General features: G+C 60.8%; 8 protein-coding genes. 4 read left to right on the top strand and 4 right to left on the bottom strand.

Annotation, left to right across the window (positions count from 1 at the left end):
* Positions 1-16: 16 nt before the first annotated feature.
* Genes J9870_RS03575 through J9870_RS03565 form a run of 3 tightly spaced genes read left to right on the top strand, consistent with a single transcriptional unit; the run spans position 17 to position 11,033 of the window.
* A complete protein-coding gene (locus tag J9870_RS03575) occupies positions 17-3,775 on the top strand; it encodes a neuraminidase-like domain-containing protein (RefSeq protein ID WP_210642737.1) in 3,759 nt (1,252 codons plus the stop codon).
* Complete coding sequence (locus tag J9870_RS03570; RefSeq protein WP_210642736.1) at positions 3,772-8,247, top strand: SpvB/TcaC N-terminal domain-containing protein; 4,476 nt, start codon at positions 3,772-3,774, stop codon at positions 8,245-8,247. Before J9870_RS03575 ends, J9870_RS03570 begins: the two co-directional genes overlap by 4 nt.
* The gene (locus J9870_RS03565; RefSeq protein WP_210642735.1) at positions 8,244-11,033 is read left to right on the top strand and encodes an RHS repeat-associated core domain-containing protein; all 2,790 of its coding nucleotides are present in this window, start codon (positions 8,244-8,246) and stop codon (positions 11,031-11,033) included. Before J9870_RS03570 ends, J9870_RS03565 begins: the two co-directional genes overlap by 4 nt.
* A 6-nt stretch (positions 11,034-11,039) precedes the next feature.
* On the opposite strand, the gene J9870_RS03560 is transcribed toward J9870_RS03565, so the two are convergent.
* From J9870_RS03560 to J9870_RS03545, 4 genes are all read right to left on the bottom strand, one after another.
* The gene (locus tag J9870_RS03560) at positions 11,040-11,408 is read right to left on the bottom strand and encodes a glyoxalase superfamily protein (RefSeq protein ID WP_210642734.1); all 369 of its coding nucleotides are present in this window, start codon (positions 11,406-11,408) and stop codon (positions 11,040-11,042) included.
* 136 nt (positions 11,409-11,544) lie between these two features.
* On the bottom strand, positions 11,545-13,017 hold the full coding sequence (locus J9870_RS03555; protein ID WP_210642733.1) for a D-aminoacylase: 1,473 nt from the start codon (positions 13,015-13,017) through the stop codon (positions 11,545-11,547).
* A gap of 1 nt (position 13,018) precedes the next feature.
* On the bottom strand, positions 13,019-13,879 hold the full coding sequence (locus J9870_RS03550; protein ID WP_210642732.1) for a MurR/RpiR family transcriptional regulator: 861 nt from the start codon (positions 13,877-13,879) through the stop codon (positions 13,019-13,021).
* A 22-nt stretch (positions 13,880-13,901) separates the two neighbouring features.
* Complete coding sequence (locus tag J9870_RS03545) at positions 13,902-15,251, bottom strand: gluconate:H+ symporter (protein ID WP_210642731.1); 1,350 nt, start codon at positions 15,249-15,251, stop codon at positions 13,902-13,904.
* A gap of 257 nt (positions 15,252-15,508) precedes the next feature.
* Between J9870_RS03545 and J9870_RS03540 the strand changes: the two genes are divergently transcribed.
* Positions 15,509-16,954, top strand: a complete 1,446-nt coding sequence (locus tag J9870_RS03540) for a SulP family inorganic anion transporter (protein WP_210642730.1) — start codon at positions 15,509-15,511, stop codon at positions 16,952-16,954.
* Positions 16,955-17,003 lie beyond the last annotated feature (49 nt).

The raw sequence follows: 17,003 nt of genomic DNA, 5'->3' as shown, positions 1-17,003 counted from the left end.
CATTCAAGGATTGAATATGACCGTTGCCATAAAAAAGCAGCTTGATGAAAGCCTGCGCGATGCACAGTTAGCGCTCTATTTGAACAAGGTTGCGCCCAACAACCCTACGACAAGAAACCTGAAGTTCAAGACGGCCGAGGCGCTTTACGAACACTGGCTGCTCGATGTACTGGTCAGCCAGGACGTGCCCACCACACCCGTGGCATGTGCCATCGCCAGCCTGCAGCAATACATCCATCGCATCCTGATGAACCTGGAACCCGGCTACGACTCGGCAAGCCTGGGCGCCGAGCACCTGGAGACCTGGCGCAACGAGCTGCATCAATATCCCACGTGGGCCGCCCATCAAAAGTTGCTCTATTTCCCGTCGATTTATCTGGACCCACTGCTGAGGGCCAACAAGAGCGACAACTTCCGGCAACTGGAAAACGACCTCAATCAGAACCGGCTTCAACCCGATGCGGTCCAGTCGGCCGTCATGGCGTACCTGACCCGATTCGAAGAAGTCGCCAACCTGAGCATTCTTACTGGCTACATCGATGGCGAGGATCTTGCCAACAGCACCTACTACTTCATCGGCAAATCTCGTTCCGAGAACAGCTATTTCTGGCGTTCGCTGAACATGGCCCAACGCCCGCTGGACGGCATACCCCCATCCCCGCCAGCCAACCCGCCGAAACTTGACCAGCCGGACCCTTACGCCTGGTCGGATTGGGAAAAAGCCAACGTGCCGATTTCCGAGAGCGCGGTCGAGCATTCGATAAGGCCGGTCTGGTTCAACAATCGTTTGTTCGTCGTATGGGCCGAATGCATCCACCAGGACCCGGCAGCCATCAGTAACGCCTCTTCAACGTCACAATCGGCGGGCAGCCATCCGCTATTGCGCTTGAGCCTTTGTTTCAAAAAACCGGATGGAAGCTGGAGCACCCCGCGCGTTTGCCTGCAGGGTTACTGTGAGGACGACGCGCTTCGCAGCAAGGACCTGGATACGATCAAGACATTGGTCGGCACTGTTGCTGTGCATTACCACCAAGACTCACATGATTTGCTTTTTCTCGCTTTATGCGTCAGAGCGTCCCAAGCAAACTCATCTAACAACTTCATTTTCAAGAAAACGACTTACGTCGATAAAAATCTCGGCTTTGAACCCGGAGACACAGACACAACCAAAGAAAAGCCGGCAGAAAAATACCTTCCACACTTAAGCCACCACCGCATTCAAATAAAGGTTCCTCTCCACGCGGAAGGCGAGCTCCCTTTAACGGGGATCTTCCTCGGTCAGAAGCTAACATCTAAGACCGCTCCTCCCGACATTACCGTCGAGAAGTCCAGCCTGGGAACCATCCAGTTTCTCGATTTCGACAAATCCGCTATCAGCGAAAACGATACCAAGAACAAAGCGCGCCAGCCCATCAGGTTAAACACCGTATTCGCCGCAGAACTGATCCGTCGTACCGAAAACAGCCTGGATGCACTATTCGATCAACAGACCCAACACCTATCGGAACCCGTCTTGCCAGGCGACGCCAACAAGATCGACTTCCACGGCCCATACGGACGTTACTTCACGGAGCTGTTCCTCTACGTACCGTGGCTGATCGCCCATCGGCTAAACACCGAACAACGATACGAGGAAGCCGAACGCTGGCTCCGTCATGTCTTCGACCCCAGTCGCGCAAATGAGGGTTGTTGGAAGAGCGTGCCTCTGGTCGACGGCAATATGACGGCCTATCACGACCAGGCGCCCCACGATCCACACCAGATTGCCCTCAGCCATCCGGTGCACTTTCGCAAAGCGCTGTACTTCCTGTACCTCGACATCCTGATCAACCGAGGCGACAGCGCATATCGTGCGCTGACACCCGATAGCCTCAGTGAGGCCAAGCTATGGTACGTGCGGGCGCTGGAGCTATTGGGACCGCGGGCGGTCGTTCAGACGCTCGATCAATGGACGCGCATCAGCCTGCAAGCGTTGAGCGAAAGCCCCCATGAAAACCTGCGCGATTTCGAACGATCCCTGACCCGGTCCAACGCCAGCCCCTCATTGCGCCTTCGTGAAAACCATTCACAATCGTCCTTGCCCACGATCGATACCCCGCATCTGCGCGTGCCATTCAACCCGGAGCTGCTCAAGCGCTGGGACATCACCGAAAGTCGCCTGTACAACCTGCGGCATAACCTCGACATCGTCGGCAAGCCGCTGCATTTGCCGCTGTTCGCTCCGCCGCTGGATCCTCGCGCCTTGCCCGGCGCCAACGCCCTGAACATCGCCGACAGCGCCGCACCGGGCTTATCGCTCCCACACCTCCCGAACTATCGCTTCATGGTCATGCACAGCCAGGCACAGAGTGCCGTTGAAAGCCTCAGCCAGTTCGGCGCCACGCTGCTATCGCTGATCGAGCGCAAAGAGCAGGCTCAATTGCAGGAGCTGCAACAACAGCAAGCCTGGGACCTGGCGAAAATCGCCGTCGACCTGCAACGCCAGGCACTGAAGATCGACCGCCACAACCGCCAGGCGCTGCTGGCCAGCCGCTCTATCGTCGAGGGACGAGCCCATCACTACCAGCATCTGCTGGACAAAGGCGTCAGTGAAGCCGAGCGGCAGGCCTGTCGGTTGTACTTGAGAAGTGGCGCAGCCGAACAGAATGCGTCCGACTCCCAGGCCGTAGCAGGCAGCCTGATGATGACCCCTAACATTTTTGGCTTCAGCAATGGCGGCTCCCGTTGGGAAGGTGCGCTGCACGCTGCCGCAGCGATCGCCCAAGGCACCGCCATCAGCAACCGCACGACAGCGGCCCATCTCGAGCGGACGGCACAGTTCCATCGTCGTCGGCAGGAATGGGCCCAGGCCCGTGACCAGGCACAGCTCGAACTGCTCCAGCTCGACGCACAACTGGCGCATGTTACCGAGCAGGAAACGGCCACGCGCCTGCAACTTCACCTGGCGGAATCAAGCCTGGGCCAAGCCAAGACCAACTACGATTTTTTCCGCAGGCGCTTCACCAAAGCGCAACTGTACCAATGGCTGAACAGCCAGTTTGCCGCGCTCTACCGTCAGGCCTACGACGCAACAGTGGGTCTTTGCCTGGCGGCTGAAGCCTGTTGGCAGTATGAACTGGCGGATTTGAACAGACGCTTCATCCAGCCCGGTGCCTGGAATGCGACCTATCGAGGCCTCGCAATGGGCGAGCAACTGAAGCTGAGCCTGTTGAACATGCAGGCCGAATACTTGCGCCGCAACGAGCGGGATCTGGAAATTCGTAAAACGGTATCGCTGCGTCAACTCAAGAGCAAAACCGCAACGAGCATCCTCAACAAGGAATGGGCGCAGATCCACGCCGACCTGCTGCAAGGCCAGTGCGAATTCGAGCTGACGCACGAGTTATTCGAGGACGATTACAAAGACCAGCAGCATTACCTGCGGCGCATCAAAACCATCAGCGTCTCCTTGCCAGCCCTCGTCGGCCCTTATGAAAACATTCGAGCCACGCTGACCCAGACCGCCAGCAAGGTGTTCATGTCTCCCGGTGGCCGGTCCGTGGAAAGCCGCTACGCCCACCAGCAGATCGCTCTTTCCACGGGGGTCGACGATAACGGCCTCTTCACCCTCAATTTCAACGATGAACGCTACCTGCCCTTCGAGTACACCGGTGCGGTCTCCACGTGGTGCCTGACGTTCCCCAACCCCGAAGCCCAAAGGGACATGCTGGAGTCACTGACCGACATCATCGTGCAGGTGAACTACACGGCCCGGGCTGGCGGAGGTTCGCGATGAGTGAGCACAGCACAGTGCCTGTCAACGCGCCGTCATTGCCCAAGGGCGGCGGCGCCATCCAGAGCATAGGCAAAGGATGGAGCGCCATCGGCGTCCACGGCACGGCGTCTTATGAAATCGCCCTGCCGATTTCCCCGGGGCGCGGCTTCGCCCCATCCTTGTCCCTGGGGTATGCCAGCTCGGTCGGCAACGGCATGTTCGGTATCGGCTGGGGGCTGTCGCTGCCGTGCGTGGCGCGACGTACCAGCCAGGGTGTACCGGCCTATACCGAGGAAGACGAGATCATCGGCCCCGGCACAGTGGTGTGGCTGCCCGAGCGAGATCCGCAAGGCGCCATCCGCTCGACGCGCATCGGGCGCTACAACCGCCTGGCGCTGAACGAGACCTACACGGTGATCCGCTACTTTCCGAGAATCGAAAGCCGCTTCGAGCGGATCGAGTATTGGTCGTCGGACAAGGAAAAGCCGGGATTCTGGCTCGTACACGATGCTGATGGCAGCCTCCATGTATTCGGAAAAAGCCCTTCGGCGCGTCGAGCAGCCCCCCTGGATGCCAGGCGTGTGGGCGAATGGTTGCTGGAAGAAAGCCTGAACGCCCACGGCGAGCATATCCTTTACCAATACAAGGCAGACGTAACGGCCCAGCGCTATCTGAGCCGGGTGTGCTATGGCAATTTCAAGGCCGATGCGGACCTCTACCTGTGGGGAGCGGACCGGCTGAAGGCTGTGCAATGGCACTTCGAATTGGTGTTCGACTACGGCGAACGGAGCACCGAATACCAACAAAAGCCGCATTATCAAGGCCACCAATGGCTGGCCCGCGACGATGCGTTTTCCAGCTTCGCCTACGGTTTTGAATTACGCACCGAACGGTTGTGCCGCCAGGTCCTGATGTTCCATCGTTTTCCGGGTGAATGGGGCCCTGCCCCTGTCTTGGTGCGACGCTTGCTGCTCGATTACCGGCAGACGGCCCTGGGTTATCACCAACTGAGCGCCGCCCATGACCAGGCATTCGGCGACTCGTCGACGATTGATAACCGCCCTCCTGTCGAGTTCAGCTATAGCGAATTCACGCTTTCCAGTGCCTCCTCCTGGCAACCGATGCAGACGCTCAACGAAGGCCCTGCTCATCAATGGGTGGACTTGTACGGCGAAGGCTTGCCCGGATTGCTCTATCGAGGCGACGACGGCTGGTATTACCGCGAACCCATGCGGGCCAAGGCCAACAGCAATGAAGTGATTTACGGCCAACGGCAGGCGCTGCCCCGAATTCCCGTTGCCGATGCTGCAAAACCGTTGCATCAAACACTGATCGACCTCACGGGCGACGGCCGATTGGACTGGTGCATCGCCCAGCCGGGGTGGAGCGGTTTTTTCTCCCTCGGTCCCGAGCGGAACTGGTCACAGTTCGCCACGTTCAACGCGTTCCCCGCGGAGTTTTTCAATCCACAAGGGCAGTTGGCCGACCTGCTGGGCGCAGGCCTCAGCGACCTGGCGTTGATCGGCCCACGCAGCGTTCGCGTGTACGCCAATCAACAGGCGAGTGGTTTTGCGCCAGTCCGCGAAGTGTTCCGCGCCGAGGAGCACGATGCCCTTGCGCTCATCAACGCATCGCCCTCCGAGTTAGTGGCTTTCAGCGACATGCTAGGCAGTGGCCAGCAGCATCTGGTGCGCATTCGTCACAACGAAGTGAAGTGCTGGCCAAACCTGGGCCATGGACGTTTTGGCAACGGCATCGTGCTGGGCTCGCCTGGCCTGGCATACGAAACCTTCGACGCCTCGCATATTCGTTTGGCGGACCTGGATGGCTCCGGTGCCACCGATCTGATCTATCTGCAAGCGGACCAGGCGCTGATCTTCATGAACCGCGCTGGCAACGGCTTCAATCCTCCCGTTGCGCTGCCCTGGCCCCAAGGCCTGCGCTACGACCCTCTGTGCCAGGTAAACCTCGTTGACCTGCAAGGCCTCGGTTGTGCAAGCCTGGTTCTGAGTCTGCCCCACAGAGGGAACCAACATTGGCGCTACGATTTCGTCAGCGCGAAACCGTACTTACTCACCGGCACTGACAACAATATGGGTGCCGCCAACAGCATCCGCTACCGCAGTTCGGCGCAGGAATGGCTGGATGAAAAAACCGAAAGAGTGGCCGCCGATAGGCCCCGTGCCTGTCATCTGCCACTGGTCGTGCACGTGGTATCGAATCAAACCCAGTTGGACGGGATAACGGGCAATCGGCTGCTCCAGTCCTTTACCTATCGCCAAGGTTATTACGACGGCATCGAACGGGAATTTCGCGGTTTTGGCCTGCTGCTGCAAACCGACGAGCAGACCAACCCCGGTGATGCCGAATCGCCCGGCTTCACGACGCCGTGCCTGACCAAGAACTGGTTTCACACCGGCCAGGCAGTGGATCTGCCCCGTATCGGTTACAGCCACGCGGATCCGCTCGCCGTGGTGCCGGGCAAGACCTTGCTGAGCCAATACCAGCCTGAGATCGGAAGCGACACCCTCATTGCCTCGCCCACCACGGCGACCATCCTGGAAATGTCTCGCGCCCTCAGTGGCTATCTACTGCGAAGCGAGGTATTCGGAGTCGATGCACGCCAGGGCAGCAAAACATTGTATTCGGTCCAGGAAAATCGCTATCGCATACGCTTGCTCCAAGCTCCTGAGGGCAACCGGCGCCATGCCCGGATGTTGCCGCTGCTGCTGGAGTCCATCCACTATCAGTACGAAGGCCTGACCGACGATCCGCAATGCCAGCACACCTTCAATCTGCAATACGACGCCTATGGCTCGCTGACTCACAGCGTAAACGTGCATTACGCCCGACGAAAAACCCTCGACGATGCGCCACCGTTCAGTGACGCCGATCAGCAACGCTGGTGGCGCGATGCGCATGATCCGGCGCAACAGTTCCATTACCTGACCGAAACCTGCGCCGAGTACATCCATCTGCCAGCGCCCCAGGGCTGGCGACTGGGCCTGCCGTACCGCCAGCGGACCCATGCGCTGAAGAAGCCCAAGACACCCGAGACCGGCGGGCTGAGCACACGGGACATGACCTATGAAAGGTTCATCGAACTCACCGGGGAAACGGCCTGGATAACCCAAAGCGTTCTGACTGGCCTGTCGGTGCAACGCTACAAGGACGCCTCCACCGCAGAAACCTTGCCGGACGGCGTCGCCCACTTCGAAGCCCTGGGCGCCCACATGGAAACCGCCGAGCTGGACGAAACCGCCTTGAAAGCGTTCCATCTGTTGCCGCAAACCTCCCGCCCGAAAGGAAAGTTGCTGGAACGAATCGGCTATCACCGCATGGAGGCCTTTGCGCCGACGGCGCCACTGCTCGACAAAATCTGGTCAGTCAAAAACGGCTTCGCGACCTACTCGCCACTGGAAGGCTTCTACAAAATCCAGACCCAACAGGCGAGTGAAAGCCATGGCGTAACCACGTTCAGCTACGACAACTACCACTGCTTTATCACCGCGTTCAAACTGCCCGATGGCTGTATCACCCAGGCAATCTACGATTACCGCTCGCTGCTGCCACGGCGCCTTACCGATCCCAACGGCAACATCCAGGAAAGCCTGGTTGATGCCTTCGGCCAAGTATTGGCCACGACGCTCTACGGTAACGAGAACAACATACCCGTAGGTTTCAAACCCATCGCGCAGTTCAAGCGGCCGCGCTTCAACAGTCCGACAGAAGCGATCGAACAGTGCCAGGACGCCTTGCAGGGTGCCGCAACAGCACTCTATTACGCGCCCTTCAGCTGGATGGGTTGCGTGTCGAACGCCGCACTGGCGGACAGCGACTGGCTGGCGCGATGCGTGCTCAACCGAGACCTGCTGCCCAGCGGACATATCTGCGCGTCGGCCCGAACGCGCCTGGCGGATCGTCAAACACTCTGCGCCGACGACCTGAAACTGAAGAACGAAATAGATGCCGCAACGCGTGAGCCGGTGCACATCACCGTACTGGAGGCCGACCGTTACCCCGATGACGACCAGCAACAAATCCGCCTCGCCATCTCCTGCTTCGACGGCTTCGGTCGAACCCTGCAAAGCAAGCAACGGGTCGAGCCGGGCATGGCCTATATCGTCACATCCCAGGGAGCACTGGCGCTCAAGGACGAAAAACCCATGGAACAAACAACGGCAACACGCTGGCGTGTCAGCGAACGAGTGGAATACAACAACAAGGGTTTGCCGATCCGCCTCTACCGCCCTTACTTCGCCGATCAGCATCGCTACATCAACGATGCGTCCTTGCGGCAGTTCGGTCATTGCGACCAGCAGTTCTACGACGCGTTGGGCCGCCCCACCCGCACGCGCCTGGCCAAGCAGGCCGGCCTCTCCTATATGCGGCGGCATACCCGCCATGCCTGGTACACCCTGGACGAGGACGAGAACGACACCCTGGAAGAGGTCATGGCCGAACGAGTCTCGGCTACCGGAGGTGAGGCATGAACCCAGGCCTTCACCGCAGGACACCGACGCTCAAAGCTGTCGACAGCCGCGGCCTGCCCGTGCGGCAGGTCGCTTATTACCGGCGCAACACAGAAGAACAATCCCAAGCGCGCATCACCCGCCAACACTACGACACGGCCGGACGACAGATTGCACAGTGGGACCCTCGACTGTTTGGCACGGCCTCCGAAGCCAACCTGACAACCGTCTACAGCCTTTCCGGCAAGCCGCTGTTGGTGAACAGTGTCGACGCCGGGTGGCGCCTGAATCTCCCTGGCGCTGCCGGACAGATCGTGCGCAGCTGGGATCAGCGAGGCACCCAATGGCGAACGACCTACGATCACCAGCTAAGGCCGATTGCAATCCACGAGCACTTGCCAGACCAGGGTCCGCGCCGAGTCGAATGCCTGTACTACGGCGACAGTTCGACAGAGTCCGCGGCGCGCAATCTCTGTGGTGCATTGACCCGCCACGATGACAGCGCGGGCAGCCTGTTCATCCATGCCTATGCACTCTGCGCCAAACCGCTCAGCCAGACCCGGCACTTTCTTGTCGATGCCACGCAACCGGACTGGCCAGCCGAAGAAAGAGACCGCGATGCCCTGCTTGAAAAGGGCAATGGCTACGCAACGAGTTGGCGCTACGACGCACTGGCGCAACCCATCCAGCTGTCGGACGCAGCCCGGCATCAACAGCGCTACACCTTTGATATCGCCGGTCAACTCAAGTCCGTGGGCCTGAAAACACAAGGAGCCACGACCGAGAAAACCATCGTGAAGGATCTCGTCTACAACGCGTCTGGCCAGGTCGAATCCCAGGTTGCCGGCAATGGCGTCATCAGTCGCGCCGCGTTCGATCCGGCCAGCGGCCGACTTCTCTCACTCAGCGCGGCGGTGTCTGGCAACACCTTGCAGGATCTGCACTACACCTACGACGCAGTGGGTAACGTGACGCACATCGAAGACCGGGCCCAACCGGTGCAGTTCGGCAGCAACCAGCGAGTCGACGCCACCTGCCTATTCACCTACGACAGCCTCTACCAGTTGAGCAGCGCGACGGGCCGTGAAACGGCGGGGCTGACCAGCAATCCCGAACTCCCCGCCTTCAACAGGACGCCGTTCGACGCCCGGCAACTGTTCCCGTTTACCGAGCACTACCAGTACGACGCCGGCGGCAACCTGATCGAACTGCGCCATGTCCGCGACCGCAACAACTACACCCGGAAGCTGGAGATCGCCGCCTCCAGCAATCGCCTGCTGTCCTGGAACAAGGCTGAACACTACGATGCCAACGGTAACCCGCAGGTGCTCCATCCGGGCCGGGCGCTGGAGTGGAATGCCCGCAATCAACTCGCCAGCGTGACGCTGGTGCAGCGCGCAGACGGCCGCCACGACCTTGAGCGCTATGGCTACGACAGCACGGGGCAACGGGTGCGCAAGGTCCAGGTCACCTATGCTTCGGCTGTGACCCATACTCGGGAAGTCCGTTACCTGCCGGGTCTCGAAATCCACACCCGTAAGCACGAACGCCTGGAAGTCATCACCCTGCAGGCCGGCCGTTGCAGCGTGCGGTACTTGCACTGGACCGAAGGTCGCCCGGCGGGCATCGCCGCCAACCAGACGCGCTACAGCCTGGACGATCACCTGGGTTCCAGCTCGCTGGAACTCGATGATGAAGGCTGGCTGATCAGCCAGGAAAGCTATCTCCCCTACGGCGGAACCGCTTGGGCTGCGTCCCGCTCAGCCGTGGAAGCCGACTACCGGACCCTTCGCTATTCCGGCAAGGAGCGTGACGCCAGCGGCCTGTATTACTACGGACACCGGTACTACGCACCATGGTTGCAACGCTGGATCAGTCCCGATCCGGCGGGGGCGGTTGACGGACTGAACCTGTATTGCATGGTGGGGAACAACCCGATGAGATTTACCGACCCTTCGGGCCTGATGAGGGACGAGGACTTCAGGGAATTCGAAACCTGGGGCCGGGCCCGTTCGAAGGAAATCATGGATTCGGCAAAAGGTAAGTATTCCTATCGCTTGATGCCGGATGACTACGATAAAACGTCCGATCAGTTTCTCAACCACGGACTCCTGCGTCAGGAGTTTCTCGCCCACTCTTATGGCTACATCAAGACGGAAGAAGTCGGGCTCAGCGACTTCTTCAACCTGCCAAAGCCTCAAGGCAGCATGAAAGGATACAAAGGCGTGGACCGCCGCTATGACGGCCGGGCCAGGACCCGCACACCCCAGCAATACTACTTGAACTACGGCACCTATCGGATCGGTAATACCGCTGAATACCTGACCGATTTATCCAGCCGATACGCCGCCGCCAAAAATGACCTGTTCCACAATGTGGCCATAGACGAGGATGTTCTGAAGGACGCACCGACCCTGAGCCGGCTGAGCGATCAAGTCCATGAACTGCAACAACCGACACGGGACTGGATCGAAACCCATATCGCAAATATGGCTGGGATCATGCCGATACGTGCCGGAGGCCCCGGGACCCATGCCGAAGTCCGGCTAGCGAATTCCGTGGTAGCGCTCTACCCGGACAGGGCGGAAAGGATACTTTCCGACACCGCGATATTCACCGACACCCTGTTCAGGGGTAGGGCCCCGGACCCGTTTCCGGCCTGCATCAATTGCAGCGGCATTCTTCCAACGCAAATCACAGTGCCGACCGGACGCACTCCCGTCGACTACGCGGGCTACAACGCTCGCGTCCAGCAGATAAACGCGGCACCACGTCCCAGCCCACGAGGCCGCCGGACCAGAAGATAATGTCAGTCAAACACTGATTGCATTGGTAAACACCAACCGGTTGCCAAACGGATCGACCACCGTCATGTCCTGGCTCCCCCAGGGCATGGCTTGGATTTGCGGGCGGGCGAAGGGGTATTGTTTGGCGAGCAGTTGCGCCTGGAAGGCCTCCAGTTCATCGGTTTCGATCCGCAGCGCCGAGCCCGGCGTGCAATCGCCATGGTGTTCGGACAAGTGCAGCACGCAGTCACCACGGGAGACTTGCAGGTACAGCGGGAAGTCGTCGCCGAAACGATGTTGCCAGTCGACGGTAAACCCCAGGAAGTCGACATAGAATGTCAACGCCTTGGCTTCATCGAAGATCCGCAGGATCGGAGTGGTTTTACCGAAGCTCATGGGTTGCTCCCTGGCTGAAAAGACCCAGTGTAGATAGGTTGACCCTAGTGCTTCGGCCTAGGACCCGGCTTCTTTAGTATCGAAGCGCCATTATTGTGGCGCCAATTAAAAATATTTTCAGCCACCTGGCCCTTCCTCAAACGCTATCCGATGAGCTGAATCCCTGGCGCAGATCACCTTCGCGCGCCAGAAACCGTCCTTCCCTGCGCCCGTTTGCACGGCCATCGCTATAGCTCAGGATGCCATTGACCCACACCCCATCGATGCCTTCGGCGGCCCGTTGCGGGTCGTTGAAATCGGCGACGTCGCGAATGGTCTGTGGATTGAACAACACCAGGTCCGCCCAGTGCCCTTCACGAATTTCGCCACGATCCTTCAGGCCGAAGCGTGCCGCCGACAGGCCGGTCATTTTGTGCACGGCGGTGTGCAACGGAAAAAGCCCGACGTCGCGACTGAAATGTCCCAGCACTCGTGGGAAAGCGCCCCACAAGCGTGGATGGGGAAACGGGTCCTCGGGCAAACCGTCGGAACCGACCATGGATAACGGATGGGCAAGGATCCGTCGTACGTCGCTTTCATCCATGCCGTAGTACACCGCGCCGGCCGGTTGCAGGCGCCGCGCCGCGTCCAGCAGCGACATGTCCCATTCGCTGGCAATGTCGGCGAGGTCGCGCCCCCCCATGTGCGGATGGGGCGTCGACCAGGTGATGGTGATGCGATGGGCATCGGTCACTTGCTTGAGATCCAGCGTCGAGGAGCTGGCCGCGTAGGGATAACAATCGCACCCGACAGGATAGTTTTTTGCAGCGTTTTCCAACGCCGCGAGCACCTGCGGACTCCGCCCCCAGTTACCGGCGCCTGCACATTTGAGGTGGGAAATGATCACCGGGCTTTGGGCGTGACGGCCGATCTGGAACGCTTCGTCCATGGCCTCGAGCACCGGTTCGAATTCGCTGCGCAGATGGGTGGTATAGACCGCACCGAATGCCCCCAACTCTTCGGTCAGTTGCATGACTTCCTCGGTGGAGGCCGAAAACGCGTTGGCGTAGGCCAGGCCGGTGGACAAGCCAAGCGCACCGGCCTCCAGGCTTTCGCGCAATTGCCGGCGCATGGCGGTGATTTCTCCGACGCTGGCCGTGCGCAACAAATCGTCCATGTGGTTGCTGCGCAGGGCCGTATGGCCCACCAGCGCCGCCACGTTTACCGCCGGCGTGGCCGCCTCCACCGCCCCGCGATAATCGGCGAAGCGTGGGTAAACGAACGCCTGGGCGCTGCCAAGCAGGTTCATCGGGTCCGGTGGATCGCCGCGTAGGCTGACCGGTGAAGCGCTGATGCCGCAATTGCCGACAATGACCGTGGTCACGCCCTGGCTGAGCTTGGGCAACATCTGTGGTTGGCGAATGACCACCGTATCGTCGTGGGTATGAACGTCGATGAACCCCGGCGCCAGCACCCGTCCAGCGGCGTCGATGTCCTCAACGGCCCGGGCATCGCGCAGGTCGCCGATGCGCTCGATGCGACCGGCACGAATCGCTACGTCGGCTCGGTAGCCGGGCGTGTCGCGACCATTGATGACCAGTGCGTTGCGGATAAGCGTGTCGTACAACATGTCAGTCTCCCAGCGGCAGGTCATCGTCGCCGCCACGGTAATCGTCCAAGGCGAGTTTGACCCGCCGCAGGCGCTCTTGATTGTCTTCGGGATGGGTCAGCGCAAGCTCGGTGGCGAGCACATCGATGGCCAGCAGCATGCCGTAGCGTGCCGCCGTGGGTTTGTAGATGAACGAGGTTTCCGCGCCTTGCAGGGGCAACACCACGTCGGCCAATCGGGCCAGCGGCGAGTCGGCGCGGGTGATCGCCAGGATGGCCGCTCCGTAACTGCGGGCCAGCTCAACCGCGCCTAGCAGTTCCGGGGTGATGCCGGTGAGTGAGCAAGCGATGACCAGGTGCTCGTCGCTCAGGGATGTGGCGGTAATGCGCATCATCACCGGGTCGCGGCAAGCGGCAATCGGGTAGCCGAAACGCACCAGCCGCACCTGCAACTCCTCGCCACACAGCGCCGACCAACCACCGAGGCCGAACGCATGAATCATCCGCGCCTTGCCGAGCAGGCGCACGGCATCGGCGAACCGCGACTCTTCGAATGCCGACAGATGCTGACGCAGGGTCGCTTCGATATCGCCGACGATCTGCCCATAGAACGCCGACTGCTCGGGCGCGCCGGCCGGGTCGAGAAAGCGGCTGCCGACGCCGCTGGCCTGGGCCAATTGCAGGCGCAGGTCGCGCAGGTCGCGGCAACCGACAGTACGGGCGAAGCGCGACAGCGTGGCGCTGCTGACGTCGGCCCGTTGGGCCAGTTCATCAAGGCTGGCGGAGGCGGCAAAGCCTACGTCGTCGAGCATCAGCCGGGCGATTCTTCCTTCGCCGGCGCTGAAGGAATCCTGGCGGGAGCGGATCTGGTAGAGGATGTCCATGGCGGCTCCGGTGTGGTTGCGTTCAGAGCAAACGCGCAAGCCCGAGGGTCAGGCCGAACGCGACCACCGAGATCAGCGTTTCCAGTACCGTCCAGGTCTTGAAGGTTTGAGCAACGGTCATATTGAAGTATTCCTTGATCAGCCAGAAGCCGCCGTCGTTGACGTGGGAAAAGATAACCGACCCGGCCCCTGTGGCCAGCACCAGCAGTTCGGGATGGGGATAACCCAAACCGATCGCCACGGGCGCGACAATGCCCGAGGCCGTGGTCATCGCCACCGTGGCCGAGCCCGTGGCAACGCGCATCAAGGCAGCGAACAACCAGCCCATGACCAGCGGCGACAACTGGAATTCCTGGGCCAGCCCAACGATCTGTTGCGTGACCCCAGCATCCACCAGGATCCGGTTCAAACCGCCGCCCGCCCCCACCAGCAAAGTGATGCTGGCCGTCGGGGCCAGGCATTCGTTGGTGAACTTGAGGATCGATTCACGGTTGAAGCCCTGGGCCAGGCCGAGGGTCCAGAAGCTCAGGATGGTCGCCAGCAGCAAGGCGATCACCGAGTTACCGATGAACAGCAAGAACTGGTTGAAACCGCTGCCCGGTGTGGAGATCAGGTTGGCCCAGCCACCGATCAGCATCAGGATCACCGGCAACAGGATAGTCCCCAGGGTCACGCCGAAACCCGGCAGGTTGGCGCGCGGCTCGCGGTCGAGAAACTGCCGCTCCAGCGGATTGTCGGCCGGCAATTGGATTCGCGGCACGATGAATTTGGCATACAGGGGCCCGGCGATGATCGCGGTGGGGATGCCAATCAGAATCGCGTAGAGCAAGGTCTGCCCCACCGAAGCCTGGAACGCCTGTACTGCCAGCATCGCCGCTGGATGCGGAGGAACAAGCGCATGGACCACCGAAAGCCCGGCGACCATCGGCAGCCCGACCATGAGGATCGACACGCCAACGCGGCGGGCGATGGTGAATGCGATGGGTACCAGCAACACAAAACCGACTTCGAAGAACAACGGCAGCCCGACCAGGAACGCGATGCACACCATCGCCCAATGGGCGTTGCGCTCGCCGAAACGCTCGATCAGCGTCTGCGCCATTCGCTCCGCCCCGCCGGACTCGGCCATCATCTTGCCGAGCATCGTACCCAAGGCCACCACCAGCGCGATGTGCCCCAGGGTCTTGCCGACACCCGCCTCGTATGCGCCCACCACACCCGACGGCGGCATCCCGGCCAGTAACGCCAGGCCGATGGACACCAGGGTAATCACGATGAATGGGTTGAGCCGATAACGGGCGATCAGAACGATCAGCGCAATGATCGCGATGGCCGCGTAGACCAACAGCCAATAACCGAAAGCAGGTGCCATGCGTTACTCCTCGAATGGGGTCACGTCGATGTGTTGTGAAACTCATAAATCATTTCGAGGAGAAATCTTCAAACCCACTGAAAGTAATTTTCGTGCACAGACAAGGAATGTCGCTGACGGACATCGCGAAGTAGCGCTGATGAAAATTCAGCGCAAGACTTTCATTGGTCCCACGGCGTTCAATTCCGTACCATCCCCCCCTTTTTTGCACCACTCCCCGGCAGCCGACTCTCCACCGGCGCTCAGTCAGGAAAACCATGAAACCAGCACGCCTTCGCGCCGACGCCCTCGCCGGCCTCACCACTTCTTTCGCTTTGCTCCCCGAGTGCATCGCCTTCGCCCTGGTGGCCCACCTCAACCCGCTGATGGGGCTGTACGGCGCGTTCATCCTCTGCACGCTGACCGCGCTGTTTGGCGGCAGGCCCGGGATGGTGTCGGGGGCGGCGGGGTCGATGGCCGTGGTGATCGTCGCACTGGTGGTGCAGCACGGCGTGCAGTATCTGCTGGCCACCGTGCTGCTCGGCGGGTTGATCATGATGGGCTTCGGGCTGCTGCGGTTGGGCAAGCTGGTGCGCATGGTCCCGCACCCGGTGATGCTCGGCTTCGTCAACGGCCTGGCGATTGTCATTGCGCTGGCCCAACTGGAGCATTTCAAGCAGGGTGAAACCTGGCTCAGCGGCGAACCGCTGTATCTGATGGCAGGCCTGGTCGCGCTGACCATGGCCATCGTTTACCTGCTGCCGCGCCTGACCCGCAGCGTGCCGCCGGCCCTGGTGGCGATCCTCGGTGTCGGCCTGGCGGTCTACCTGCTTGGCCTGCCGACCCGAACACTGGGCGACATGGCCCACATCGCCGGCGGCTTGCCAACCTTTGCGCTGCCGGACATCCCCTGGAACCTGGAAACCCTGCAGATCGTCGTACCCTACGCGGTAATCATGGCCATGGTCGGCCTGCTGGAAACCTTGCTGACCCTGAACCTGACCGATGAAATCACCGAGAGCCGCGGTTATCCGGACCGTGAATGCGTGGCGTTGGGCGCGGCCAACATCGCCTCCGGGCTGTTCGGCGGCATGGGTGGTTGCGCCATGATCGGCCAGACGGTGATCAACCTCAGCTCCGGCGGGCGCGGGCGGCTGTCGGGTGTGGTGGCCGGGGTGATGGTGTTGCTGTTCGTGTTGTTCCTGTCCCCGTTGATCGAGCGCATCCCGCTGGCCGCGCTGGTGGGCGTGATGTTCGTGGTCGCGCAGCAGACGTTTGCCTGGGCCTCGCTACGGGTGATCAACAAGGTACCGAAGAATGATGTGTTGGTGATCATCGCGGTGACTGTCATTACGGTATTCACCGACCTGGCCGTCGCGGTGCTCTGCGGCATCGTCATCGCGGCGCTCAACTTCGCCTGGCAACAGGCACGGGAGCTGTACGCCGACACGCACCTGGAGGCCGACGGCAGCAAACTCTATCGCCTGCACGGCACGCTGTTCTTCGCCTCGACGACGCGGTTCCTCAACCAGTTCGAGCCGGCCAGCGACCCGACCCAGGTAACCCTGGACTGCCGGCATTTGAGCTTCGTCGACTACTCGGCCATTGCCGCACTCAAGACCCTGCGCGAGCGCTACGCTAAGGCCGGCAAGCACCTGCGCGTGTTCCACCTGTCCGAGCGCTGCAAGCAGATGCTCAAGCGGGCGGGCATGCATCACGACTGACGGAGCGTCAAACAAAAACCTGTGGGAGCGAGCTTGCTCGCGATAGCGG

This window comes from Pseudomonas sp. Tri1 (assembly GCF_017968885.1).
Classification (GTDB): domain Bacteria; phylum Pseudomonadota; class Gammaproteobacteria; order Pseudomonadales; family Pseudomonadaceae; genus Aquipseudomonas.
This window is presented reverse-complemented; position numbering and strand designations above follow the sequence as displayed.